Source organism: Microbacterium sp. AISO3 (genome assembly GCF_002204305.1).
Taxonomy (GTDB): domain Bacteria; phylum Actinomycetota; class Actinomycetes; order Actinomycetales; family Microbacteriaceae; genus Microbacterium; species Microbacterium arborescens.
The window spans coordinates 97961-122713 of record NZ_NHRF01000010.1 but is presented as its reverse complement, the minus strand read 5'-3'; the positions used below and the strand labels follow the sequence as shown (position 1 = coordinate 122713).

Genomic DNA, 24753 nt, shown 5'->3' with positions numbered 1-24753 from the left:
CGGCGAGGAGGAGGTCGCTGAGCACGTCGGCGCGGACCTGATCGATGCTTCGCGCATCGTCGATGGACGACGACCCGTCGCAAATCGTCGCATGGGCATCGCGGCCGCCACCGTTGGCGTCGGCTCGAGCGCCAGCGCCACCGGACGCCGCGTCGGCTCGAGCGCCAGCGCCAGCGCCAGTGCCACCGGACGCCGCGTCGGCCTGCTGCCGCACGTTGATGATCTCCCGGGCCTGCCGCGTCAGCCGGTCGACAATCCCATCCGCGATCACCGTCGGCAGGGTCGCGATGAGATCCGACATCCCATCCGCGCCTGCCTGCACTCGCACGCACCGCCCCGCCGCGGCCTCTTCATGTCGCTCGGTGAACGTCCGCGGGTGCATCCGCTCGGCGATCATCCGCAACGCGTCGCGCACCCGGTTGGGTGTCTCGCCGGCGCACTTCTCGATCGCGACGCGTTCGAACTCTGCCCGCTCCTCCGCGGGTACCAGGCATCCCGTCTCCTGAATGACCCGCACGTGCCCGCGGACGATTCGTCCGGCCTCCCACGCCGCCATCGTCACCGGGTAGTTGTCCACCAGGTCCCGCGCCTCGTCGATGCGCCGCTGCAGCGTCCGGTCGGTCGCCACGAACACCCCAGCCAGCTCGGCGGCGATTCCGCGCAGCGCCATCTCGCGCGCCTTGACCCTCTCCGACGCCCCAGCGGCCTGCTTCTCCGCGAGAACGCCAGCGGCCGCGAGCACCCGAACCTCCCGGATCTGCGCCGACCGCGCAGCATCCGCCGCCACCTCGGCATCCGCCACCAGAGCCGCGAGCGCAGTGACGTCGCCGTCGGTGCCCATCCCGCCGCTCAGCCCGCCATTCGAATGCATGTTCGAATGATGTCACGGACCTCCGACATCGGTCCGTCACTCTCCACAGCCCCCCGAAGAGCTCGAAGAACGCACCCGGGGCCCGGACGCGTCAGCATCCGAGCCCCGTCGCGGGTGGTCGTTCGGTCTCACCCGCTCTTGCGGCGGAACTCCCGCTTGGTCATCGCACCGTGCGACGCGTGCACCGACGAATCGCCGTCGAGGTGCGCCTCTCCCGTGCGGTGCTGGGCGTTCTTCTTCTCGAGCGCCTCGCGGTACTTGCGCTTGACATCGTCGGATGCCGCGCCCGCGGGCTTGTCTGCTTCGCTCATGAGGCCACGATACGCAGGCGAGGGTCTCGCTGGTAGGCTGGGGCAGGTTGCCGTCCGGCACCCGCTCAATTCAACACTGAGCTCATGGAGCGGATCCGGCAGGAAGCTGGTCCCCTGTGGTGGGTTCCCATCCCGATCGAATCCCGGTCGCGGAGATGGTGATCTTCGACTGGTGACCAGCGCAGGCGGTTCTCGCGGTTTCGTCCGCGCGCCCATATCTGCCCCGCTCCTTCGCACGATCTCGTGCGCGAAACGCGCGTGCGAGTCTAAACAAAGAAGGAGGGACCTCTTGGAAGGTCCAGAAATCACCGCAGCCGAAGCCGTCCTCGATAACGGCCGCTTCGGCACCCGCACCGTCCGGTTCGAGACCGGACGCCTGGCACAGCAGGCGCAGGGCGCCGTTGCCGCCTACCTCGACGAGGAGACGATGCTCCTCTCGGCCACCAGCGCCGGCAAGCACCCGCGCGAAGGCTTCGACTTCTTCCCGCTCACCGTCGACGTCGAAGAGCGTTCGTACGCCGCCGGCAAGATCCCCGGCTCGTTCTTCCGTCGCGAGGGACGCCCCTCGACCGAGGCGATCCTCGTCTGCCGTCTGATCGACCGTCCGCTGCGCCCGTCGTTCGTCGACGGCCTGCGCAACGAGGTCCAGATCGTCATCACGGTCCTCTCGATCGCGCCCGGCGAGTACTACGACGCGCTCGCGATCAACGCGGCGTCCGCTTCGACGCAGATCTCGGGGCTGCCGTTCTCCGGCCCGATCGCCGGTGTCCGCCTGGCACTCGTTCCCGGTCACGGCGAGCACGAGGACCAGTGGGTCGTCTTCCCGAACCAGAAGGTCGTCGAAGAGGCCGTGTTCGACCTCACCGTCGCCGGCCGGGTCCTCCCCGACGGCGAAGTGGCCATCATGATGGTCGAGGCCGAGGCGACCGAGGGCAGCTGGAACCTCATCAAGGGCGGCGCCGTCAAGCCGAGCGAAGAGGTCGTCGCACAGGGCCTCGAGGCCGCGAAGCCCTTCATCAAGCAGCTCGTCGAGGCGCAGGCTTCGATGGCGGCCTCCGCGTCGCGTGAGCCGGGTGTCTACCCCGTCTTCCCGCCGTACGCCCCCGAGGTCTACGACTTCGTCGCCGAGCGTGCCTACGGCGAGCTGACGAGCGTCTACCAGATCGCCGACAAGCAGGAGCGCCAGAACGCCGACGACGCCATCAAGGAGCGCGTCAAGGGCGAGGTCGCCGCTGCCGTCGAGGCCGAGCAGCTCCCGGCATCCGCGCTCGCGGAGTTCTCCGCTGCGTACAAGTCGGTCACCAAGAAGATCGTCCGCGGCCGCATCCTCAGCGAGGGCGTCCGCATCGACGGTCGCGGCCTGGCCGACATCCGTCCGCTCGACGCCGAGGTGCAGGTCATCCCGCGCGTCCACGGCTCGGCGATCTTCCAGCGCGGCGAGACCCAGATCCTGGGTGTCACCACGCTGAACATGCTGAAGATGGAGCAGCAGATCGACTCGCTGTCGCCCACGACGAGCAAGCGCTACCTGCACCACTACAACTTCCCGCCCTACTCGACCGGTGAGACCGGACGCGTCGGCAGCCCGAAGCGTCGCGAGATCGGGCACGGCTTCCTCGCCGAGCGCGCCCTCGTGCCGGTGCTGCCCAGCCGCGAGGAGTTCCCGTACGCGATCCGTCAGGTCTCCGAGGCCCTCGGGTCGAACGGCTCGACCTCGATGGGCTCGGTGTGCGCCTCGACCCTGTCGCTGCTGAACGCCGGTGTGCCCCTGCGCGCCCCGGTCGCGGGCATCGCGATGGGTCTCGTCTCCGACCAGGTCGACGGTGAGACCCGCTACGCGGCGCTGACCGACATCCTGGGCGCCGAGGACGCGCTCGGCGACATGGACTTCAAGGTCGCCGGCACGAGCGAGTTCGTCACGGCCATCCAGCTCGACACGAAGCTCGACGGCATCCCGTCGTCGGTGCTCTCGGCAGCGCTGACCCAGGCCAAGGAGGCTCGTCTGACGATCCTCGGTGTCCTCAACGCCGCGATCGACAGCCCCGACGAGATGGCGCCCACCGCTCCGCGCGTCATCAGCGTCCAGATCCCGGTCGACAAGATCGGCGAGCTGATCGGCCCCAAGGGCAAGACGATCAACTCGATCCAGGACGAGACCGGCGCCGACATCTCGATCGAGGAGGACGGCACCGTCTACATCGGCGCCACCGACGGCCCCTCGGCCGAGGCCGCCCGTGCCCGCGTGAACGCGATCGCCAACCCCACCAACCCGGAGGTCGGCGAGCAGTTCCTCGGAACCGTCGTGAAGATCGCGACGTTCGGCGCGTTCATCTCGCTCCTGCCCGGCAAGGACGGACTGCTGCACGTCAGCGAGGTCCGCAAGCTCGCCGGCGGCAAGCGCGTGGAGAACGTCGAGGATGTCCTCGGTGTCGGCCAGAAGATCCTCGTTCGCATCACGAAGATCGACGACCGCGGCAAGCTCTCCCTCGAGCCCGTTCTCGAAGAGACCGCTGACCAGGACGGCTCGGCCGCAGCGAGCGAGGGCCCGGAGGCTCCCGCCGAAGGCTGATCCTCTGATCGCCCGGATGCCCGTCCCCGTCTCGGGGGCGGGCATCCGTCGTATCCGGGAGACCGTGATGAAACAGTTATGTGGAATTCACGGCCCGTTCGCGGCAATGCGCGCCCACTGCTGCCGGGTGTCCTACTCTCGAAGTGCGCGCCGAGGAGCCGCGCCCCGCGATTCCTCGGTGTCGACCGGAGGTGTGTGATGTCGGGGGACCGGGTGGCTCAGGCGGCACCCGCTGGTGCGCCCGCCGAGACCGCGGTGCCCGCCGCACCCGCCGTGCATCCCTCCAGCCCGATCCCCGTCCACGGCAAGCCCCTCGGGGCCGACATCCGCGTCGATCTCGGCGAGACCGGCCTGCGGATCTTCCCTCTGATCCTCGGCGGCTCCGAGTTCGGCTGGACCATCGATCTCGCGGCGAGCCATGCCGTGCTCGACGCCTACGTGCAGCGTGGCGGAAACGCTCTGCACACCTCGGACGGCTACGCGTCGGGCCGCAGCGAGCACATCATCGGGCGCTGGCTGGCCAGCCGGGGCAACCGCGACGAGATCGTCGTCACGGTGCGGGTCGGGGGCAACCCGGACAACCCCGGCCTCGGGCCGGTCAATCTCGTGCGGTCGGTGGAGGCTTCGCTCGGACGCCTCGGCATCGAGCGCATCGATGTGCTCTACCTGGATGCCGCGACCGACGGCGTCACGGCGCTCGAAGACACGCTCGCGACGGCGGAGTGGCTCGTCGACAGCGGCAAGGTCCGCTCTCTGGGAGCCGCCGGCTACACCGCGATGCAGCTCGTCGAAGCCCGCATCCTGTCGTCCGCGGGCTACCCGCGTTTCGCCGCCCTCGACGTTGCGTACAACCTCTTGCACCGCTCCGATTTCGACGGCGACCTGCGCTTGATCGCCGGAGCGCAGGGGCTCGCCGTCACACCCTCGCAGGCTCTCGAGCACGGTTACCTCACCGGGCGTCATCGCGATCGTGCCGGTCTGTCGTCATCGGTACGCGGCTCGCAGCTCGCCGCATGGATGAACCGTCGCGGCGCCCGGACGCTGAAGGCGCTCGACCGCATCTCGGAGGAGCTGTCGGTCTCGACGGCGGCGATCGCGGTCTCGTGGCTTCTCGCGCAGCGCGTCGTCACCGCGCCGATCGTCAACGCGAGCCGGCCCGCGCACGTCGACCAGCTCGTGCAGGGTGTCGGCGCCCGGCTCGGCCGCTCGCATCTCGCCGAGATCGCGCGCGCCGTGGAGTGAGCCGATCCGTGATCCCTCGGTCCGGCTGTCGGAGGGGTGACGTAGGGTGGATGGCGCCCTGTTCATCGTTTCGAATCGAGCTTCTGTGACGCAGTATCTCTACCTCGTGCGCCACGGAGAGCATCAGGACGCCGAGCACGGTCTCGAAGACGGTCCGCTGTCTCCCCGTGGGCGCCGTCAAGCCGAGCTGCTGGCCGATCGCATCTCCGGCGTGCCGCTCGACGCGGTGTGGCACTCGCCCCTCGAGCGCGCGCAAGAGACCGCCCGCGCCGTCGCCAAGCGCCTGCCCTCGCTCTCGCCGCAGGCCTCCTCGCTGCTGTTCGACTGTGTCCCGACCGGTATGACGCCCGAAACGCCTGCCGTCTACGAGCCGTTCTTCGGGTCGTACACCGAGGCCGAGACCGACGCGGGCGCGGCGCAGATGGCGGATGCCGTCGGCGAGTTCCTTGCCCGCAAGCCCGACACCCACGAGCTGCTGATCACGCACAACTTCGTCATCGCCTGGTTCGTCCGAGAGGTGCTGCAGGCGCCCGACTGGCGCTGGCTCACGATCAACCAGGCGCACTGCGGGCTGACTGTGCTCGCGCAGCGTCCCGGCCGCCCTTGGACGATGGTGTCGCACAACGACCTCTCGCACCTCCCGGTCGAGCTGCGCACAGGCCTTCCCGACATCCTGCCCGTCTGAGCCGATGGCCGACGAGTCCGGCAACCCCGCGCAGCATCCTTCCGCTGCCCTCCGAAGACGACCTGAGTGCTCGACTGGTCCCTGCGGGCTTCCGCCGCGCGTGGGGGTCGCGACCCGACTCGCCGGGCGTCAGCCGCGACATCCCTCGGGCGCCGATGACATCCCCGCCGACGTCTGGGAGAAGCGGCTCTACGTCGCGTCCGGCGCCGACGTGATCCTGCACGTGCGCCGCTCGGATTCGCCGTGGGCGCGCGAGACCGTGCGATTCCGCGACGCGCTGTGCTCCGACCCCGTGCTCCGCGCTCGCTATCAGGATCTCAAGCGTCGGCTGTCGGCCGCGAATGCGGGCAAGGCCGATTACGACGACTACACCCGAGCGAAGACGGCGTTCTTCAGCGACATGCGCGGCTGAGTCGCGGCGCGAGACCGGCTCCCGCCGATTGGACCTGGCGCTCACCGAACCGGAGAATCGATCGGTGCTCGATGGTCCTATGCTCGCCGACTGGCTCCCCGTCTCCGTCTCGGCGCTGATCTTCCTCGTCGTGGCGGCTGGGGTGGCTGGATGGGTCGACGCGGTCGTCGGCGGGGGAGGGCTGATTCAGCTTCCCGCGCTCGTGATCGGCGTGCCGAAGGATGTCGCCACGCCGTTCATCCTCGGAACGAACAAGCTGTCGTCCTTCGCGGGCACGCTCTCGGCGAGCTGGGTCTACCTACGGCGCATCCGGGTGCAGCTCGTGCTGCTCGTGCCGCTCGTGGCCGGAGCTTTCGGCGGATCGGCCGTGGGGGCGGCGCTGTCGCGCTACGTCCCGCGGGAGCTCCTGACTCCGATCGTTCTCGTCGCCGTCGTCGCGGTCGCGATCTACACGCTGCTCAAGCCCAAGATGGGCCTGCATCACGAGCCGCGCCACGCATCCCGGGCGGCGATCGTGTGGCGCTCGGCGCTCATCGGACTCGTCGTGGGGTTCTACGACGGCATCCTCGGTCCCGGCACCGGTTCGTTCTTCGTCATCCTCCTCGTCGCCGTGCTCGGCTACGGCTTCCTGCAGGCGAGCGTCAACGCGAAGATCGCCAACCTCACCACGAACCTCGCGGCGCTCCTCGTCTACGGGGTGCATGGTGAGATCCTGCTGCTCCTGGCCGTCGTGATGGCCGCGGCGAACATGACCGGCGGGTTCATCGGCGCGCGCATGGCGACGAAGAACGGCAGCGGTTTCGTGCGCATCGTGTTCCTCGTCGTCCTGTCGATCCTGGTCGTCAAGCTCGCCTGGGACACGTTCGTGCAGTTCGCGCCCGCGTAGGCTGGTGGTCATGACCACGCGCGTGGCCCTCGTGGGCGGCACCGGAAAGCTCGGCGGCATCATCCGAGACGTCATCGAGGCATCCGATGGCTTCGAGATCTGCGCGGTCCTGACCAGTCGCAGCAGTCTCGACGAGCTCGACGGCGCCGACCTCGTCGTCGACGCGTCGACCCCCGCCGTGTCGACGGATGTGGTCCGGGCGGCCGTCGAGCGCGGCATCAACGTGCTCGTCGGCACATCGGGGTGGTCCCAGGAGCGCATCGCCCAGGTCCGGCCCGCGGTCGAGGCTGCCGGTGTCGGTGTGGTCTTCATCCCCAACTTCTCGCTCGGGTCCGTCGTCGGCAGCGCTCTCGCCGCGGCAGCGGCTGCGCTCTTCCCGTCGATCGAGATCATCGAGGCCCATCGCGAGACGAAGGTCGACTCGCCCAGTGGCACCGCGGTCCGCACGGCCGAGCTCATCGCCGCGGCCCGCGCCGGGGTCGGCCCGGTGGAGTCGCCGCACGCCGATCAGCGCGCCCGCGGACAGAAGGTCGCGAGCGTCCCGATCCACTCGCTGCGTCGGCCGGGCGTCGTCGCCCGTCAGGAGACCATCCTCTCGGGACCGGGTGAGGCGCTGTCGATCGTGCACGACACGATCGATCCGGCGCGCGCGTACGAGCCCGGTATCCGCATCGCGCTCGACGCAGCGCGGGGGGCCCGGGGGATCACCGTCGGTCTCGACAGCTTCATCGACATCGGCATCCGCCCGCCGTCGGCACCGGCGCCGAAGGGCCCGGCCGACGAGGGCGACGTTCCCGGCCAGGTCGCGCGCGTCACCGGAGCATGAGCACCCGCATCCTGACGCTGATCATGGCGGCGCTGCTCGCGCTGTACATCGTCTTCGTCGCGCAGCGCGCCGTGCTCCTGGTCATGACCGGCGAGCCCGTGGGTGTCGTGATGGGCGTCGCGCTCATCGTGCTGCCGGTCATCGCGGCCTGGGCGCTCTGGCGCGAGTTGGCGTTCGGTGCGGGCGCGTCCCGGCTCGGCCGACGCCTCGAGCAGGAGTCGGCGCTGCCGGAGGAGAGCCTCGACCTGTCGCCGAGCGGCCGGCCCGATCGCGCTGAGGCCGACGCTCTCTTCCCGCGGTACCGCGAGGCCGTCGAGGACGCGCCCGAGGACTGGCGCGCCTGGTTCCGGCTCGGGCTCGCCTACGACGGCGCCGGCGACCGGCGCCGCGCCCGGCAGGCGGTGCGCACGGCGATCTCTCTCGAGCGCGCCGAGCGGCGCGTCTGACTCAGCGGGGCGGGACGACGGCGCGGACGGCATCCTCGACGCGCTCGTGCGTGAACACGAAGCCCGACTTCTGCAGCACGGCGGGAGCCACGTCGGTGTCGTTGGTCAGCAGCGCCTCGGTGGCGTCACGCCCGAGCACGAGCCGCAGCCCCCACTCGGGAGCGCGGACCAGATACGGGCGGTTCATCCTCATAGCGAGGGCGAAGCCCAGGTCGTTGGCCGTCGCGCGCGTCGGTCCGGTGAGGTTGACGGGACCGGCGACGTCGGCGTCGATGAGGTGGCGGATGGCGGCGACCTCGTCGACGAGCGAGATCCAGGGCCACACCTGCGTGCCTCGACCGATCGGACCCGACAGACCCGCCCGGGTCAGCAGCATGAGCGGCTTCAGCACGCCTTCGGGATGCACGACCGGCGCCGTACGCAGGAGGACCACGCGCGCCTGCTCACGAGCGGTCAGTGCGGCCGCCTCCCACTCACCGCACAGGTCCGCGAGGAAGGAATCGCCGCGGGGTGCGGTCTCGGTCATCCGGACGCCGGGACGCGTGGGGTAGTAGCCGACAGCCGAGGACGACAGGAACGCCGGAGCATCCGATCCGAGGGCGCGGACGGCCCTCGCGAGGGTCTCCGTCGGAAGCAGTCGCGACCACACCAGCTCGTGCTTGTAGGAACGCGTCCACGGGAACCGGCCGATGCTCGCGCCGTTGAGGCCCACCACCGCGCGAGCGCCGTCGAGGACGCCGGGATCGAGCGGACGCTCCCCGGGGAACCACTGGACTTCGTCGGCCGCGATGGGGGAGCGGCGGACGAGGCGCGTGACCTCGATCCCGTCCTCGTGCAGCGCGTCGACGAGGGCGCGTCCGATCAGACCGGACGCGCCCGCGACGACGACGCGGCCCGCGGAGCCCTGATCAGCCAAGCGTGGCCTCGAGGGTGATCTCGATGCCGGCGAGGGCGGCCGAAACGGGGCATCCGCTCTTGGCCTCCTGCGCCAGCCGATCGAAGTCCTCGGCAGACAGTCCCGGGACGACGGCGTTGACATTGAGGTGAGAACCGGTGATGCCCGTGCCCGGGATGAAGGTGACCGATGCCGTGGTCTCGACCGACTCCGGCGGCGTGCCGTTCTCGGCCAGCGCGTGGGAGAGGGCCATCGAGAAGCACGAGGAGTGCGCGGCGGCGATCAGCTCCTCGGGCGTCGTCACCGCGCTCGAGCCTTCGCTGCGCGCCTTCCAGTTGACCTCGAAGGGTCCCTGGTTCGAGCTCTCCAGGGCGATCTGACCGGATCCCTCCGTGAGGCTGCCCTTCCAGCTGGTGGTTGCTTCGCTCGTGACGCTCATGACTCTCCTCTTCACAGGCGGCAGATGACGTGCCGCTTCGAGACGGCGCGGGGTGCGCTTGCGTCGAGCCTAGGTCGGCGGGGGCTTCGCCGGAACGTCTTGACAGTTTCCGCCCGCCAGCTCAGACCGAGGCGGAGTCGGCCCGCAGCCTCAGGATCTCGAGCTGCACGACATCCCGTCGAGGTGCACCGCCGAAACGCGTGCGCACGACGCCTCGCCCGTCGAGGATGAGCGTGGTGGGCGTCTGCGCGATCCGGAAGCGACGCGCGATGTCGGGGCGATCGGTCACGTCGACGTCGAGATGGACGACGTCGTCGCAGTCGCGAGCCATCTCCGCGAGTGTGCGGTGCACGGCCGGGCAGCGATGACAGGTCTCGGTGCTGAACTGCAGGAGCGTGGCGGTCCGGCCCAGCGCGTCGGGATCAGCGCCGAGTCGACGCGGGTCGACGACATCGAAACGGGGGATGGGGTAGGGGCGCGAGGCGCGCCACCGCACGAAGACTCCGATCCCACCTGTTACCGCTAACAGGCAGGCCAGGACGACCGCCACCGCCATGAGTTCCACAACAGCCCACAGTAGACCGTCGCGAGCGGCCGGGAGCACTCGGGCGCCGGGGGTAATCTGAAGCTGTGAGCGACGCCGAGCAGACCCCGACCAGTCCCGAGATCGAGTTCCGCAGCGATGTGACGGTCGAGCTCATCCGCTCGAGCGCCGCCGACTCGGACGTCTTGTTCGCGGCTCGCGTGTCGACGCAGGGGGAGCAGACCCTGGATGCCGCCGCCGCAGGCACCGAGGCATCCGGACGCGACCGTGGCCTCATCAACTACCTCATGCGCGACCGCCACGGCTCGCCCTTCGAGCACAACTCGATGACCTTCTACGTGCAGGCGCCCATCTTCGTGTTCCGCGAGTTCATGCGGCACCGCATGGCCTCGTACAACGAGGAATCGGGCCGCTACCGCGAGCTGCGTCCGGTGTTCTACGTCCCCGGCCGCGAGCGCAACCTCAACCAGGTCGGCAAGCCCGGCGCGTACGAGTTCCTGCCCGGCACCGACGAGCAGTTCGCGGTGGTGGACGAGAGCACGCGACAGGCGTCGATCCAGGCGTACGAGGCCTACCGGCGCATGCTGGACGCCGGCGTCGCTCGCGAGGTCGCACGAATCGTCCTGCCGTTGAACATCTACTCGTCGATGTACGTCACGGTCAACGCCCGTTCGCTCATGAACTTCCTGTCGCTGCGGACCAAGGTCGAGGGAACGCACTTCCCCTCGTTCCCGCAGCGCGAGATCGAGATGTGCGCCGAGAAGATGGAGACCTTCTGGCGTGAGCTCATGCCGCTGACGCACGCCGCGTTCAACGCCAACGGACGCGTCGCTCCCTGACGCGTCGCTCACTTGCCTCGGAGGGCGGCGGCCCGAGCTCGACTCAGACGAATCTGCCCAGGCTGATGCCCGCGTAGGCGAGGGCGGCGACCGTCTCGCCGTCGTCGATCCGTCCCTCGGCGACCTGGCGCAGCGCCTCGGCGAACGGGATCCAGACGACACGCTCGATCCCTTCTTCGAGCTGAGACGTCGAGGCATCCTCGGCCGGCGCGAGGCCGCGCGCGAGAAAGACGTGCTCGGGCGCGACGGCGATGCCGTTCAGCGCATTCATCCGGCCGATGGGCTCCCACGCGTCGGCGGTGAGCCCCGTCTCTTCGAGGAGTTCCCGCTTCGCGGCGTCGAGCAGGTCTTCGCCGTCGCTCCCGCCAGCCGGCACCTCGAGCGACAGCCCGGTCGTGTAGCGGTCGACCTCCACGAAGCACACCCGGTCGTGATCGTCGATCGCCACGACGAAGACGGCCGGATGCCGCATCTCAACGACGCCGTAGATGCCGTCGCCCGCCGGCCCGATGACCTCGTCCTCCCGCACCGAAATCCATCGGTTCTCGTACGTCGTGCGGGTGCTTCGGGTCGTCCAGGCCATGCCGCCACCCTAGAGCGCCCGACCGAGGTGGCCCATGCGGCTCGGGTGGCCCGGGTGGCGATACATCCGTCGGACCGACGGGGCTGGTGTCGCCTGGGCCGGCGTTGGAGGCGCATCGTGCACCGCAAATCCGACGGTTGTATCGGGCTCGCGAATGCTCTGGGCTCCTCCCCAGGCCGCTGCGGGTCTGGCTCGTCCCCAGATGGCCGGTGGCCGGGCTGATGAGATCGCATTCTCGGCGAACGTCGGTGCATGAGTGCGCACGAGCTGGCCACGAGGATCCGCGCGATGGGCGGATGCGTACGGTCGCGGTGGCTGACCACGCGAGGGGTCACGCGACTGCAGCTGACGCGAGCCGTGGAGAAGGGCGCGCTCGTCAGGGTTCGTCAAGGCGTCTACGCGACGCCCGATGCCGAGCCGGATGTCGTCGTCGCCGCCGCGCACGGCGGCGAGGTGTGCTGTGCCTCCGCGTTGCGACGGCGCGGCGTGTGGGTGCTCGAGCCGGAGGAACGCCTGCACGTTCGCGTCGGTCGGGCCGGCCGCGTGCACCCGCATGACGGATGCCGTTGCGTCACGCATCACGATGGGGAGGCAGCGGCATTCGGTGCCGTCTCGCTCGTCGACGCGCTCGTGCAGGGGGCGTCGTGCCTCGGCGCGGAGGGGTTCTTCGTGGCCTTCGAGTCGGCGTGGCGGCTCGGGCTGCTCACGCGCGCGGACCGCGCCGAGGTGCGCGCGACGCTTCCGGCCCGCTTCCGATACCTGGTGGATCTCGCCCGTCCCGATGCCGACAGCGGGCTGGAGTCCCTCCTGCGGCTGCGCCTCTCGCGGCTCGGCATCACCGTCGAGAGCCAGGTGCTCATCCGGGGTGTGGGGCGGGTCGACTTCCTGGTCGCGGGGTGCCTCATCATCGAGGTGGACGGCCGTGTCAACCACGAGGGTGCGTCGCTGCGTCACAAGGATCTCGTGCGCGACGCGGAAGCGGCGGCGATCGGCTACGAGACCTTGCGCTTCGACTATGCCCTCGTCGTCTTCGGCTGGCCCCGCGTCGAGCGAGCCGTCCTCGCTCGTCTGGACGCGATCCGCCGGCGCGGCTGACGGACGTTCGATACATTCGTCGGATCCTCGGGGCTGGTGTTGCCCGGCGGCGTCTCCGCAACGCCACCAGCACCTTCGATCCTGCGAACGTATCGGCGACCGGGAGTCGGTCCGTCGGCCATACGCGATGCAAAGGCGGAACCGATACCCTGAGACCATGACGCACTCGGGCAATCCCTTCGGACAGGTCCTCGTCGCGCTGGTCACTCCCATGACCGCCGACGGTGAAGTCGATTGGCCCGCCGTCGAGAAGCACATCGACGACGTCATCACGGCCGGCGCAGACGGCATCGTCGTGACGGGCACGACGGGGGAGACGAGCACGCTCACGGACCCCGAGAAGCTCCGCCTCGTCGAGGTCGGAAAGTCGGTCTCGGCCGGCCGCGCCAAGATCATCACGGGAGGCGGCTCGAACGAGACCGCGCACGCGATCGAGCTCTACAAGGCCAGCGAGAAGGCCGGCGCCGACGGCATCATGATCGTCACGCCGTACTACAACAAGCCCACGCAGGCCGGCATCCTGACGCACTTCCGCCTCGTCGCCGATGCGACCGATCTGCCCGTCATCCTCTACGACATCCCGGGTCGCACCGGCGTGCCGATCAAGTACGAGACGATCCTGCGCCTCGCGAAGCACCCCAACATCCTGGCCGTCAAGGACGCGAAGGGCGACTTCAGCGAGGTCAGCCGCGTGCTCAATCAGACCGACCTCATGTACTTCTCCGGCGACGACGCCAACGTCCTGCCCCACCTCTCGATCGGCGCGAGCGGCCTCATCGGCGTCACGGCGAACATCACCGCCACGCCGTACCGCACGATCGTCGACGCGGTGAACCGGGGAGACCTCGCGGCCGCGACCGAGGCGCACAAGAGCCTCGAGCCGCTCGTGCGCGCGGTCATGACGCACGTCCCCGGCACCGTGAGCGCGAAGTACATCCTGCACGGCCTGGGACGCATCTCGAGCCCGCGCGTGCGCCTGCCCCTCGTCGGCCCCGAAGAGTGGGAGGCTGCGATCATCGAGGATGAGCTCGCCCTCGTCTCGGGTGTCCCCGGCGCCGACTTCTCCAACTTCCGTCCCGACCGTAATGCCGCCGCCGGCGGTGCGCTGCCCAAGGTGCACGGGACGACCCGCTAGACGAAAACAATGAGGATGCCGCGCACGTCGGCGTCCCGAGGAAGCGTGCCAATGCCCACGAACGTCTTCAGCCCGCCCGCTCTCGAACCCGGAACGCTGCGGGTCTACCCGCTCGGCGGTCTCGGCGAGGTCGGCCGCAACATGACCGTCTTCGAGTACGAGGGCAAGCTCCTCGTGGTCGACTGCGGCGTGCTCTTCCCCGAGGAGCACCAGCCCGGCGTCGACCTGATCCTGCCCGATTTCGAGCCGATCAGGCATCGCCTCGACGACATCGTCGGTGTCGTGCTGACCCACGGCCACGAGGACCACATCGGCGCCGTTCCCTACCTGCTCAAGCTCAAGGGCGACATCCCCCTCATCGGCTCGGGTCTGACGCTCGCCCTCATCGAGGCGAAGCTCAAGGAGCACCGCATCCGCCCCTTCACCCTCACGGTCGCCGAGGGTCAGGAGGAGCAGGTCGGCCCGTTCGCCCTCGAGTTCATCGCGGTCAACCATTCGATCCCCGATGCGCTCGCCGTCGCAGTCCGCACCCCCGCGGGACTCGTCCTCGCCACCGGCGACTTCAAGATGGACCAGCTCCCGCTCGACGGCCGCATCACCGACCTGCGCGCTTTCGCCCGGTTGGGAGAAGAGGGGGTCGACCTGTTCCTCGTCGACTCCACCAACGCGGACGTCCCCGGCTTCACGCCGACCGAGCGCGGCATCGGGCCCGTGCTCGACCAGGTCATCAGCAAGTCGCCGCGCCGCGTCATCGTCGCGAGCTTCTCGAGCCACGTCCACCGCGTGCAGCAGGTCGTGGATGCCGCCGCCGCGAACGGTCGCCGCGTCGCCTTCCTCGGCCGCAGCATGGTCCGCAACATGACCATCGCCGAGAACCTCGGGTACCTCAACGTCCCGGACGGCGTGCTCATCGACTACAAGAAGGCCAAGGACCTGCCCGACGACCGCATCGTCTACATGTCCACCGGTTCGCAGGGCGAGCCGATGGCGGTGCTCTCGCGCATGGCCAACCTCGAGCACGCGATTGAGCCGGGGCCGGGTGACACCGTCATCCTCGCGTCGAGCCAGATCCCCGGCAACGAGAACGCGATCTACCGCGTCATCGACGGGCTGACCAAGCTGGGCGCCAACGTCGTGCACAAGGGCAACGCCAAGGTGCACGTTTCGGGTCACGCCGCGGCCGGCGAGCTGCTCTACTGCTACAACATCCTCAAGCCCCGCAACGTGCTGCCGGTGCACGGCGAGTACCGCCACCTCATGGCCAACGCCAAGCTCGCGCAGGACACCGGCGTTCCGCAGGAGCGCACGATCCTCGCCGAGAACGGCACCGTCGTCGACCTGAAGGACGGCGTCGCGGAGGTCGTCGGCCAGCTCGACATCGGATTCGTGTACGTCGACGGCTCGACCGTGGGCGAGATCACCGACGCCGATCTGAAGGACCGCCGGATTCTGGGTGAAGAGGGCTTCATCTCGGTCATCGTCGTCGTGGACGGCAAGACGGGACGCGTGGTGAGCGGCCCGGACATCCACGCTCGCGGTGTCGCCGAGGACGATGCGGTGTTCGAGAGCGTCAAACCGAAGATCGCGGCGGCACTCGCGGAGGCCGTGCAGTCGGGAACGCGCGACAACCACGCGCTGTCGCAGGTCGTCCGCCGCACGATCGGCCGCTGGGTCAACCAGTCGCTGCGTCGGCGTCCCATGATCGTGCCCGTCGTCATCGAGGCCTGACCCGCGTCGTTCCGCGGTAATGGGGGAACCCCCGCGTACCGTGGAGGAATGGCCAGGAGCACGAACGCGCCCTCCGGACGCCGCGCACCGGCGAAGACCTCGACCTCGCGCGCCCGGAAGAGCGAACCGACACCCAAGCGGTACGTGGACGAGTCCGAGCGGCCGCCGGTCATCGCGCGCGCATGGATGGGCCTCGCCCACGCGACGGGCGGGATGTTCCGCGCGTTCGGTCCCGAGACGCTCGAGAAGGACCAGCGCCGCGACGGGCTGCCGTTCCTGCTCGTGCTCCTCGCGATCGCCGGCGCCGCGGTCGAGTGGTTCCTCATCGGGACCGAGGCCGGAACGCTCGTCAGCGCGTACACGGTGGGCTTCCTCATCGGTCGTGAGGCGTTCATCATGCCGGTGCTTCTTCTCTTCCTCGCGGGGTGGCTGTTCCGGCATCCCGCTTCGGTGAACGACAACGGGCGCATCGGCATCGGATTCGGGCTGTTCATCCTCTCCGTTGCGGGCTTCTGCCACGTCTTCGGTGCGCGTCCCGAGCCGAAGGCCGGCGCGCTTCAGCTGAGCGCGTCAGGCGGTCTGTTCGGATGGGCCGTCGGTGAGCCGCTCACCATCCTGACGGCGTACGGCGCCGCTGCCGTCCTGGGGCTCGTGACGGTTCTCAGCATCCTCATCCTCACCAAGACGCCGCCGAACCGTATCGGCAGTCGCCTCGGAGACCTGTACGCCTGGATGTTCGGGGCCGAGCGTCCCGTCGCCGACCCCGACGGCGAAGCCCCCACGGTTGCGTTCTCGCCCAAGAAGGGCAAGAAGGCGGCGCCGGCTGCGGACGAGGATGCCGACGACGACGACGCGCTGCCCTGGTGGCGTCGCAACAAGAGCGGGCGCGAGGAGGATCCCGACGACAGCAGCGCATCGCAGGATCTCACCGAGCTCCTCGGACCATCGGTAGCCGGTTCCGTCGCCGGCGGGTTCGAGCAGGCTGTGGCCACCCCGCCCCCGCTTCCCGATGCGCCGACCGAGATCATCGACCCCGGCGTCATCGAGCGGGCCGCCACCGCGGCGCGTTCGGGGCGCCCGGCCGACACTGCCGTGCGCGACGACCACGACACCGGTGAGATCGACGAGCTGCCCGGGCTCACCGGCCTCGGCGGCGACTTCCACGGCCAGCCCCCGGCGACGCCGTACCGCTTGCCCGCCGTCGCGGCGCTCGGCGCAGGCACACCCGCCAAGACGCGGTCTGAGGCGAACGACGCCATCGTGCGTGCCATCACCGGCGTCTTCGAGCAGTTCTCGATCGACGCCAAGGTCACCGGGTTCTCACGTGGGCCGACAGTCACGCAGTACGAGATCGAGGTCGGGCCCGGCACCAAGGTCGAGAAGATCACGGCGCTGACGAACAACATCGCATACGCCGTCGCCTCGAACGAGGTGCGCATCCTCGCGCCCATCCCCGGGAAGAGCGCGATCGGCGTCGAGATCCCCAACACCGACCGCGAGATCGTCACGCTCGGCGACGTGCTGCGCTCCAACGCGGCGACCTCGTCGACGCACCCGATGACGATCGGGGTCGGCAAGGATGTCGGTGGCGGATTCGTCGTGGCCAACCTCGCCAAGATGCCCCACCTCCTGGTGGCAGGTTCGACGGGGTCGGGTAAGTCGAGCTTCGTGAACTCGATGATCACGAGCCTGCTGATGCGGGCGAAGCCCAGCGACGTCCGGATGGTCCTCATCGACCCGAAGCGCGTCGAACTCACGAGCTACGCCGGCGTTCCCCACCTGATCACCCCCATCATCACGAACCCCAAGAAGGCGGCCGAGGCGCTGCAGTGGGTCGTGAAGGAGATGGACATGCGGTACGACGACCTCGCGTCGTTCGGGTTCCGTCACATCGACGACTTCAACAAGGCGGTCGTCGCGGGTGAGATCCAGCTGCCGGCCGGCAGCGAGCGCGTGCTGAAGCCGTACCCCTACCTCCTGGTCGTCGTCGACGAGCTCGCCGACCTCATGATGGTCGCTCCGCGCGACGTCGAGGACTCGATCGTCCGCATCACCCAGCTCGCGCGAGCGAGCGGCATCCACTTGGTGCTCGCGACCCAGCGGCCGTCCGTCGACGTCGTGACGGGGCTCATCAAGGCCAATGTGCCGTCGCGACTGGCATTCGCCGTCACGAGCGTCACGGACTCGCGAGTCATCCTCGACCAGCCGGGCGCCGACCGTCTGATCGGTCAGGGCGACGCCCTGTTCCTGCCGATGGGGACGTCGAAGGCCATCCGCGTTCAGGGGGCCTGGGTCGCCGAGTCCGAGATCGAGAAGGTCGTCGCCCACGTCAAGGGCCAGGCGCAGCCGGAGTACCGCTCCGACGTGGCCGCCGTCGCCGAGAAGAAGGAGATCGACGCCGACATCGGCGACGACCTCGAGCTTCTGCTCGCCGCCGCCGAGCAGATCGTGTCGACGCAGTTCGGCTCGACCTCGATGCTGCAGCGCAAGCTGCGCGTCGGGTTCGCCAAGGCCGGGCGCCTCATGGACCTCCTCGAGTCGCGCGAGATCGTCGGCCCCTCGGAAGGGTCGAAGGCGCGCGATGTCCTCGTCACTCCCGACCAGCTTCCGGCCGTCCTCGCGCGTCTGCGGGGAGAAGACCCGCCCGCGCCGGCTGCGGCTTCGGCCGCTGCGCCCGTCGACCCGGTCGAAGCGCAGTTCGAGGGGCTCGAGGTCGTCGACGGTGACGACGCCTCCGAGGACGCCTGGGGTCTCACCGGGCGCGACTGACGGATAGGCTCGGCTCCGTGGCGATCCCCAGGCAACTGCCCAACGCGATCACGATCGTGCGCATTCTGTGCGCGCCCGTCTTCCTGTGGCTGCTTCTCGTCGACGGCGGATCCGACGGGGCCCTGCGGTGGTGGGCCGGTGTGCTCTTCATCGTCGCGATCGCGACGGACGGCATCGACGGGTACCTCGCACGCAAGTACCGCATCGTCACCGACCTCGGGAAGCTGCTCGACCCGATCGCCGACAAGGTCCTCACGGGCCTTGCGTTCATCGGATTGTCGCTGCTCGGAGAGCTGCCCTGGGTCGTCACGATCGTCGTGCTCGTGCGTGAGCTCGGGATCACCGTGCACCGGCTCATCGTGGCAGGCGATCATGTCGTGGCCGCCGCGTGGATGGGCAAGCTGAAGACGGTCGCGCAGGCCGTCGCTCTCGCGCTCGCCCTCCTTCCGCTGTGGACGGTCTTCGGCGACGGCATCCACATCGTCAACACGATCGCGATGTGGATCGCGGTACTGCTGACCGTCGCGAGCGGGATCGACTACGTCATCACGGCCGTCCGCGGTGCTCGGCGAAGCGGAGCGGCATCGTGACGGCACGCGAGCACGTGCACGACCTGCCCGACGAACTGGAGTCGACCCTCGTCTCGACCGGCCGGCGCACGGATGCGGAGCGGCTCATCGACCGACTGGGCGAACTCGGCTGGACGCTCGCCGTCGCCGAGTCGCTGACGGGCGGGCTCGTCGTCGCGGAGCTCGTGGCCGTCTCGGGGGCATCGGCTGTGCTGCGCGGGGGAGTGGTCGCTTATGCGACGGAGCTGAAGCAACGGCTGCTGCATGTCGACGGCGCGCTTCTCGAAGCTCACGGTGCGGTCCACCCTCGGGTCGCGCGCCAGATGGCCGAGGGGGCTCGGGTGGCGCTCGGCCCCCGGGATGCGGCGGCGGATGTCGGCATCGCGACCACCGGCATCGCGGGCCCGGGGTCTCCGGACGGACAGCCTGTCGGGACGGTGCACATCGCTGTCGCCACCGCGCTGGGCGTGCGCATCGAGAGCCTGCAGCTCGAGGGCGATCGGGCCCAGATCCGCGCGGAGGCCACGGCTCGTGCGATCCGATTGGCGCTCGACGCGTTGTGACGGAATACGCACGGCACGGCCGTCGTTCTTGTCATCGTGAGCAGCGCGTGTCAACTCTCATGCGACCCACAGCGGGAGCGGGCTAGGGTGACGTGCTGATGAGATACCGTTGTCCACCCGGGACGAGCGAGCACCACGACGAAGGAGGGGGTCCGAGATGATCTTGGTTCGACAGGAGATCGGCGACGTTCTGCGTGACCTCCGCCTGCAGAAGGGTCGTACGCTGCGACAGGTCGCCAGCCGTGCGAGTGTCGCACTGGGGTACCTGAGCGAAGTGGAGCGCGGCCAGAAAGAGGCCTCGAGCGAGATCCTCGCTTCCGTCGCCGAAGCGCTCGACGTTCCGATCTCGAGCATCATGCGCGAAGTCGGCGACCGCATCTCCGTCCTCGAAGGACTCCCGGTTCTGTCGGATGTCGTTCCCGACGACATCGCGGGACTCGACGGCGATCTCGTCGCCCCCGAGCTCTCGCTGCACTGACCAGCGCTCCCTCCCATGCGTCGCAGTGAGTTCGATCGCGCCGTCGCGGCGGAGTTCGGCGGTCGCGGTCCGGCGCTGATCGACGACCTCGCTCTGGGACCGCTCGGCGATCGCACCGCGCGCCAGGCTCTCGATGCGGGCGAGTCACCGCGTGCCGTCTGGTTGGCGTTGTGCGTCGAGGCAGACGTGCCGGAGTCCCGGCGTTACGGCGTCGGTCGATTGGATCCGCGAGAGCGCTGACTCCCCGTCGCGGGCATCTCGGTCCTCGTGTGTTCGACGTCGGTCGTGATCTTTCGGCGTGTCGTCGAATATCTGTTCGAAACGAGCGTAGTGTCCTGCACAGGTGGTTCCTCCCGTCGAGGTTCCCCGGATACGGGCCGGTCGTCGACCGATGTCGGAGGCCCTCCGTACCGTGGACAGCGTCGAGAGACACACACCATGCCTTGTCGCAGCATCCCGGCGCCCTGCCGGGAGCGCGACAGCCTACAGGCGTCGGAAACGCGAGCATAAGGAGCACGCCATGCCATCACCCGCTGACCGCGAGAAGGCCCTCGAATCGGCCCTCGCCCAGATCGACCGTCAGTTCGGAAAGGGCTCGGTCATGCGCCTCGGCTCCGACGAGCGCGCACCCGTCGAGGTTGTGCCCACCGGATCGATCGCCCTCGACGTGGCCCTCGGCATCGGGGGGCTCCCGCGCGGCCGGATCATCGAGATCTACGGTCCGGAGTCGTCCGGTAAGACGACGCTGACCCTGCACGCCATCGCCAACGCGCAGCGCGCGGGCGGTATCGCCGCGTTCATCGACGCCGAGCACGCGCTCGACCCCTCCTACGCGCAGAAGCTGGGCGTCGACATCGACGCGCTGCTGGTCTCCCAGCCCGACACCGGTGAGCAGGCGCTCGAGATCGCCGACATGCTGATCCGGTCCGGCGCGATCGACCTTGTGGTCATCGACTCCGTCGCGGCGCTCGTTCCCGAGGCCGAGATCAAGGGCGAGATGGGCGACTCCCACGTCGGCCTGCAGGCGCGCCTCATGTCGCAGGCCCTCCGCAAGCTCACGGGTGGCCTGAACCAGACCAAGACGACGGCCATCTTCATCAACCAGCTGCGCGAGAAGATCGGCGTCTTCTTCGGCTCGCCCGAGACGACGGCCGGTGGTAAGGCGCTGAAGTTCTACGCTTCCGTCCGCCTCGACATCCGCCGTATCGAGACGCTCAAGGACGGTACCGAGGCCGTCGGCAACCGCACGCGCGTCAAGGTCGTGAAGAACAAGATGGCGCCGCCGTTCAAGCAGGCCGAGTTCGACATCCTCTATGGGGTCGGTATCTCCCGTGAAGGCAGCCTGATCGACTTCGGCGTCGAACACGGCATCGTCAAGAAGTCGGGTGCCTGGTACACGTACGACGGCGAGCAGCTCGGTCAGGGCAAGGAGAACGCGCGCAACTTCCTGATCAAGAACGTCGACATCGCCGCAGACATCGAGAACAAGATCAAGCAGAAGCTCGGCATCGGTCAGCCCGCCGCGACCGCGACGCCCGAGGCCGACGAGCTCGCGGCGCGCCGCCCGGCGTGAGCAGGACGGATCACGGCGGGGGCGAGGCCGAGCGCCTCGCCCCCGTCATCCCGCTCTTCGGGCAAGCGGATGCCGCTCGGTCAGAGGTTCGCCCGCGTAGCGCGGCGGCCCCGGAGAGCGGCCAGAGCTGGCACACCACCTGGACCACCGAGCCGCGAACAGTCGCCTCCGATCCGTCGCCCGCAGTTCGATCGGCTCCTCGCGAGCCGGCAGCGGTGAGGCCCGCTGACGAATCCGACGTGCGCGCACGTGCCGAGCGCACGCTGCTCAAACGCCTGCGGGGCAGGTCACTGTCCGTGCGCGAAGCTCGCGACGTCTTGCGCGAGGCGGATCTCGCCGACGCTGAGGCGGAGGCGGTCATCGCCGCTTTCCTCGACAACGGCTATCTCGATGACAGTCGGCTGGCGGAGCAGCTGCTCGATGGGGCGCTCGGGCGCAAGGCGCAGGGCGCCACCGCGATCGCCCAGACTCTGTCCCGCCGCGGCCTCGACCGCGAGGTCATCGACATCGCCATGGCGTCGCTACCCGACGACGAGGCCGAGCGCGCGCTCGATTTCGCTCGGCAGCGCGCCCGCGGCATGTCCGATCTCGACCACGATGTCGCCCTGCGGCGCCTGCACGGGCAGCTGGCCCGGCGTGGTTTTCGGGGTTCGGTGGCACTCGACGCCGCCCGTCAGGCGCTGTCAGAGCTGACCTGAGGGCGACACGAAGCTGGGTCCGGCTCGGCGGGAAGCGCGAGGATCGTGGTTTCGGCGGTTCACCCCCACGTTCGGCGGAAGTTCTGGTGGTCCCGGTCGTCCGCAGCGATGAGGGCCGCGAGATCTTGGCGACTTCGAGCCCCGATCTTGGAGCGCGCTTGATAGATGTGGGACTCGACCGTCCGCACCGACAGGAAGAGGGCGTTCGCGATCTGCCGGTTCGAGAGGCCCCGGTGCACGAGCTCGGCGATCTCGAGCTCGCGCGGGGTGAGTGTGCTCTGTGATTCCGCGGAATCGGGAAATCCGTGCGTGGCCAGGTCGGGGAGGAGCTGCGGCGGGCAGAGGTCGAGTCGCAGGTGAAGGAGCGCCGCCGGGACTGTCATCTCGTTGCTCCGAGCAGCTTGCTCGGCGCTCGCCAGAATCATCCGTGCAGCATCGGACGGAATGTCGCTGACCAGCGCACGCAGATCGTGCAGCGCCGCGCCGGCATCCGGATGCCCGACCACGACGAGACGGTGCAGCGTCCGGGTCTGAAGCATGACGGCATCGGTGCGGCCGCTGATGACCCACGCTTGGGCAGCCGACCGTCGAGCGTCATCCCATCGTCCCTCGGCGAGCTCGATCGTGGCGCGCGTCGCGTGCTCCATGTGCGCGAACAACGGGCTCGGGGTTTCGAGCGGTGCCAACGCGTCCATGAGGTGTCGCGCCTCGCTGACGTGCCCGTACAGGGCGAGTCCGAGCGCGGTCTCGAGGACGATGAGGCCCTGCCCCTCGCCCCCGTTGATCGGGCTGCGTCGGAGAGCCGCGAGAAGCTCGATGCGTGCCTCCAGCACGTGCCCCCGCCGGAGGAGCGTGAGCACGGAGGCGACGCCTGCCAGCGCGAGACTCGTGTCACCGGTGTGCACTGCGAGGCGACGCTCGGCGTCCAGCTGCACGAGCACGTCGGTGTCGTCGACCCCGGCCGTCGTTCGCGCGGCGAGGTCCCGGCAGCGAGCAGCGAGCAGTTCTGCGGCCGAGCCGCGGCGTCCGCCGCTGCGCAGCAGCCACTCGACCGACCGCAGCTGACGTCGCATGTCCTGTTCGCGGCCCAGGTACGCTGACACACTCGCGGCCAGCAGCTCCATGTCGATCCGGTCGGCGTGGTCGAGATCCGGGTGCTCCCGGACGGACCGGAGAACGCCGTCGGCTCGTTCGATCTCCATCCTGCTGATGGCGTCGCGTGCATCGGCGAGCGCGCTGTCGACGGTGAACTCTGCCGCCACGACGGCGTCGGTCTGCGGGCGGGGGGAGCTGTCGAATTGCAGTGCGAGCGTCACCGCGGCGGTGAGCGTCCTCCGTTGGCCATGGGAGGGGAGCGCGTGCAGGTTGAGGTGACTGGTGCGCTTCGCCCCGAGCACGACGTGAGCAAGATCCTCTTCGAGGGCGAGGACCGGCGTGGAGGCGTGCTCGCCCGCCCAGGCGGCGTATGCTGCGGCCGACCCGGCATCACCCTCGTCGTTGGCGAGGCGTGCGGCATCGGCGAGTACGCGGACGATCAGATCGGCGGACACGTCGGCGAGGCGAGCGGCACTGCCCGACTCGCGTATCCATCGCTCGGCGATCAGCCTCGCCAGCGGTCCATTCCACCATTGACCGCCATCCTCGATCATGCGGTCGGTCGCTTCGCGGACGATTGCCTCGGCTCGGCTCGCACCGGTCGCGCGCGCGGCTGCGCGCGCGACCGCGCGATTGGCGGTCAGGCGGTGTGCGAGGCTGCGGTCGTCCTGCACGATGCCTGCGCTTCGCAGATGATGGAGGACGGTTGTCGGGACGAATCTCGCCGCGTCGCCGAAGGTGATGCCCGGCGCGTGGCCGACCAGGACGAGTGCTTGGAGGGCGGCGTCATCGACGTCGCGGATGTGTGCGCTCAGAGCTGCGGCGAGTTTGCTGCTGGGCGGGGCGTCGTCGATCGCGCGTATCGGATCTTCGCCGCGGGAGACGGCGTCGACAGCGTGATCGGCGAGGGCTCGAAGCAATAGGCGAGAACCGTCGGCCTGCCAGATGATCGCTGCGCGGGTCACACCGTCGAAAGTCTGGTTCGACGTGAACTCGGCGAACAGGCGCGATCCCTCCTCCGGGGTGAAACCGCCGAGGTCCAGCCGTTCGGCCGTCCCATCGAGCCACAGATCGGCAAGAAGGTGACCCGCCGTGTCGAGCTCGCGAGAGGGGATCCGCGGCTCGGAGAGCGCCACGAGCATCGCCGCCTGCCCGCGATGGACCGCACGCGCGACGGCCTCGGCGGACGCGGAATCGAGATGCTGTGCGTCGTCGACCATGAGCACGACCCTGCGCTCGAGCGTGCCCTGCCGCAGCTCGGACGCCCGGGGGTCGGATGAGGCGTTCACGACCCCGTACTCGACGTCTGCGAGTGCGGTTGCTCCTCGGAGGATCACGGGCGACACCGAGCGGGCGGCGAGCGCCTCGGCGACGTGTTGCATCAGGAAGGTCTTGCCCGACCCGAGAGGACCGACCAGCACGGTCGATGCGCCTCGGATCAACGCGTCCGTCAAGGCGCGCGCATCTCTGCCTGCCCCGATGAGGACGTCGCGCGGCGCTGT

General features: G+C 69.3%; 25 protein-coding genes. 18 read left to right on the top strand and 7 right to left on the bottom strand.

From position 1 onward, the window contains the following. Positions 1 to 871 (bottom strand): DUF222 domain-containing protein (locus CBF90_RS14215; protein ID WP_242435684.1); only part of this gene is annotated, 871 nt, incomplete at its 3' end. 128 nt (positions 872 to 999) lie between these two features. Next, the gene (locus CBF90_RS14210; protein WP_088380892.1) at positions 1000 to 1182 is read right to left on the bottom strand and encodes a DUF5302 domain-containing protein; all 183 of its coding nucleotides are present in this window, start codon (positions 1180 to 1182) and stop codon (positions 1000 to 1002) included. Positions 1183 to 1471: 289 nt separating this feature from the next. On the opposite strand from CBF90_RS14210, the gene CBF90_RS14205 reads away from it, so the two are divergent. From CBF90_RS14205 to CBF90_RS14175, 7 genes are all read left to right on the top strand, one after another. Further along, entirely contained in the window at positions 1472 to 3751 is a 2280-nt protein-coding gene (locus tag CBF90_RS14205) for a polyribonucleotide nucleotidyltransferase (protein WP_071918366.1), read from the top strand. 198 nt (positions 3752 to 3949) lie between these two features. Further along, positions 3950 to 4993 (top strand): aldo/keto reductase, encoded by a 1044-nt coding sequence (locus CBF90_RS14200; RefSeq protein ID WP_023951801.1) that lies wholly within the window; start codon positions 3950 to 3952, stop codon positions 4991 to 4993. 85 nt (positions 4994 to 5078) lie between these two features. After that, a complete protein-coding gene (locus CBF90_RS14195; protein ID WP_088380891.1) occupies positions 5079 to 5678 on the top strand; it encodes a histidine phosphatase family protein in 600 nt (199 codons plus the stop codon). A gap of 100 nt (positions 5679 to 5778) precedes the next feature. Continuing rightward, positions 5779 to 6090, top strand: a complete 312-nt coding sequence (locus CBF90_RS18450; RefSeq protein WP_172407847.1) for a GrpB family protein — start codon at positions 5779 to 5781, stop codon at positions 6088 to 6090. A 64-nt stretch (positions 6091 to 6154) separates the two neighbouring features. Next, positions 6155 to 6976, top strand: a complete 822-nt coding sequence (locus CBF90_RS14185; protein WP_088380899.1) for a TSUP family transporter — start codon at positions 6155 to 6157, stop codon at positions 6974 to 6976. Positions 6977 to 6986: 10 nt separating this feature from the next. Then, positions 6987 to 7802 (top strand): 4-hydroxy-tetrahydrodipicolinate reductase, encoded by an 816-nt coding sequence (dapB, locus tag CBF90_RS14180; protein ID WP_088380898.1) that lies wholly within the window; start codon positions 6987 to 6989, stop codon positions 7800 to 7802. Beyond that, complete coding sequence (locus CBF90_RS14175; RefSeq protein ID WP_023951790.1) at positions 7799 to 8248, top strand: tetratricopeptide repeat protein; 450 nt, start codon at positions 7799 to 7801, stop codon at positions 8246 to 8248. The genes dapB and CBF90_RS14175 overlap by 4 nt, the downstream gene beginning before the upstream one ends. A gap of 1 nt (position 8249) precedes the next feature. Here the strand turns inward: CBF90_RS14175 and CBF90_RS14170 are convergent, their stop codons facing one another. The 3 genes from CBF90_RS14170 to CBF90_RS14160 all read right to left on the bottom strand — a co-directional run bounded on the left by CBF90_RS14170 (position 8250) and on the right by CBF90_RS14160 (position 10138). Beyond that, positions 8250 to 9164 (bottom strand): TIGR01777 family oxidoreductase, encoded by a 915-nt coding sequence (locus CBF90_RS14170; protein WP_071918364.1) that lies wholly within the window; start codon positions 9162 to 9164, stop codon positions 8250 to 8252. After that, positions 9157 to 9582, bottom strand: a complete 426-nt coding sequence (locus CBF90_RS14165) for an OsmC family peroxiredoxin (RefSeq protein WP_023951786.1) — start codon at positions 9580 to 9582, stop codon at positions 9157 to 9159. The genes CBF90_RS14170 and CBF90_RS14165 overlap by 8 nt, the downstream gene beginning before the upstream one ends. A 121-nt stretch (positions 9583 to 9703) precedes the next feature. Continuing rightward, the gene (locus CBF90_RS14160) at positions 9704 to 10138 is read right to left on the bottom strand and encodes a thioredoxin domain-containing protein (protein WP_023951784.1); all 435 of its coding nucleotides are present in this window, start codon (positions 10136 to 10138) and stop codon (positions 9704 to 9706) included. 74 nt (positions 10139 to 10212) lie between these two features. Here CBF90_RS14160 and thyX point away from each other — a divergent pair, with 74 nt between their 5' ends. After that, positions 10213 to 10965: an FAD-dependent thymidylate synthase gene (gene thyX / locus CBF90_RS14155; protein ID WP_023951782.1), complete on the top strand. Its 753-nt coding sequence runs from the start codon at positions 10213 to 10215 to the stop codon at positions 10963 to 10965. A 43-nt stretch (positions 10966 to 11008) separates the two neighbouring features. On the opposite strand, the gene CBF90_RS14150 is transcribed toward thyX, so the two are convergent. Continuing rightward, on the bottom strand, positions 11009 to 11548 hold the full coding sequence (locus tag CBF90_RS14150) for an NUDIX hydrolase (RefSeq protein WP_088380890.1): 540 nt from the start codon (positions 11546 to 11548) through the stop codon (positions 11009 to 11011). A 252-nt stretch (positions 11549 to 11800) separates the two neighbouring features. Between CBF90_RS14150 and CBF90_RS14145 the strand changes: the two genes are divergently transcribed. From CBF90_RS14145 to CBF90_RS14100, 10 genes are all read left to right on the top strand, one after another. Next, positions 11801 to 12643 carry a type IV toxin-antitoxin system AbiEi family antitoxin domain-containing protein gene (locus CBF90_RS14145; protein WP_141097171.1) on the top strand — a complete coding sequence of 281 codons (843 nt, stop codon included), beginning with the start codon at positions 11801 to 11803 and terminating at the stop codon, positions 12641 to 12643. 157 nt (positions 12644 to 12800) lie between these two features. Next, entirely contained in the window at positions 12801 to 13778 is a 978-nt protein-coding gene (gene dapA / locus CBF90_RS14140) for a 4-hydroxy-tetrahydrodipicolinate synthase (RefSeq protein WP_023951777.1), read from the top strand. Positions 13779 to 13829: 51 nt separating this feature from the next. Continuing rightward, positions 13830 to 15506 (top strand): ribonuclease J, encoded by a 1677-nt coding sequence (locus CBF90_RS14135; protein ID WP_088380888.1) that lies wholly within the window; start codon positions 13830 to 13832, stop codon positions 15504 to 15506. A gap of 48 nt (positions 15507 to 15554) precedes the next feature. Next, positions 15555 to 18275: a DNA translocase FtsK gene (locus CBF90_RS14130; protein ID WP_088380887.1), complete on the top strand. Its 2721-nt coding sequence runs from the start codon at positions 15555 to 15557 to the stop codon at positions 18273 to 18275. A 17-nt stretch (positions 18276 to 18292) separates the two neighbouring features. Further along, positions 18293 to 18865, top strand: coding sequence for a CDP-diacylglycerol--glycerol-3-phosphate 3-phosphatidyltransferase (gene pgsA, locus CBF90_RS14125; protein WP_088380886.1), 573 nt, complete (start codon positions 18293 to 18295; stop codon positions 18863 to 18865). Continuing rightward, positions 18862 to 19407: a CinA family protein gene (locus CBF90_RS14120; protein ID WP_023951773.1), complete on the top strand. Its 546-nt coding sequence runs from the start codon at positions 18862 to 18864 to the stop codon at positions 19405 to 19407. Before pgsA ends, CBF90_RS14120 begins: the two co-directional genes overlap by 4 nt. A 157-nt stretch (positions 19408 to 19564) precedes the next feature. Continuing rightward, positions 19565 to 19885 carry a helix-turn-helix domain-containing protein gene (locus tag CBF90_RS14115; protein WP_023951772.1) on the top strand — a complete coding sequence of 107 codons (321 nt, stop codon included), beginning with the start codon at positions 19565 to 19567 and terminating at the stop codon, positions 19883 to 19885. 15 nt (positions 19886 to 19900) lie between these two features. Next, positions 19901 to 20125 carry a DUF3046 domain-containing protein gene (locus tag CBF90_RS14110; RefSeq protein WP_023951770.1) on the top strand — a complete coding sequence of 75 codons (225 nt, stop codon included), beginning with the start codon at positions 19901 to 19903 and terminating at the stop codon, positions 20123 to 20125. A 280-nt stretch (positions 20126 to 20405) separates the two neighbouring features. After that, positions 20406 to 21458: a recombinase RecA gene (recA, locus tag CBF90_RS14105; protein WP_023951768.1), complete on the top strand. Its 1053-nt coding sequence runs from the start codon at positions 20406 to 20408 to the stop codon at positions 21456 to 21458. Between the two features lie 239 nt (positions 21459 to 21697). Further along, complete coding sequence (locus CBF90_RS14100; protein WP_023951766.1) at positions 21698 to 22156, top strand: regulatory protein RecX; 459 nt, start codon at positions 21698 to 21700, stop codon at positions 22154 to 22156. Between the two features lie 59 nt (positions 22157 to 22215). On the opposite strand, the gene CBF90_RS14095 is transcribed toward CBF90_RS14100, so the two are convergent. After that, the gene (locus CBF90_RS14095) at positions 22216 to 24672 is read right to left on the bottom strand and encodes a LuxR C-terminal-related transcriptional regulator (RefSeq protein ID WP_172407854.1); all 2457 of its coding nucleotides are present in this window, start codon (positions 24670 to 24672) and stop codon (positions 22216 to 22218) included. Positions 24673 to 24753: the final 81 nt, after the last annotated feature.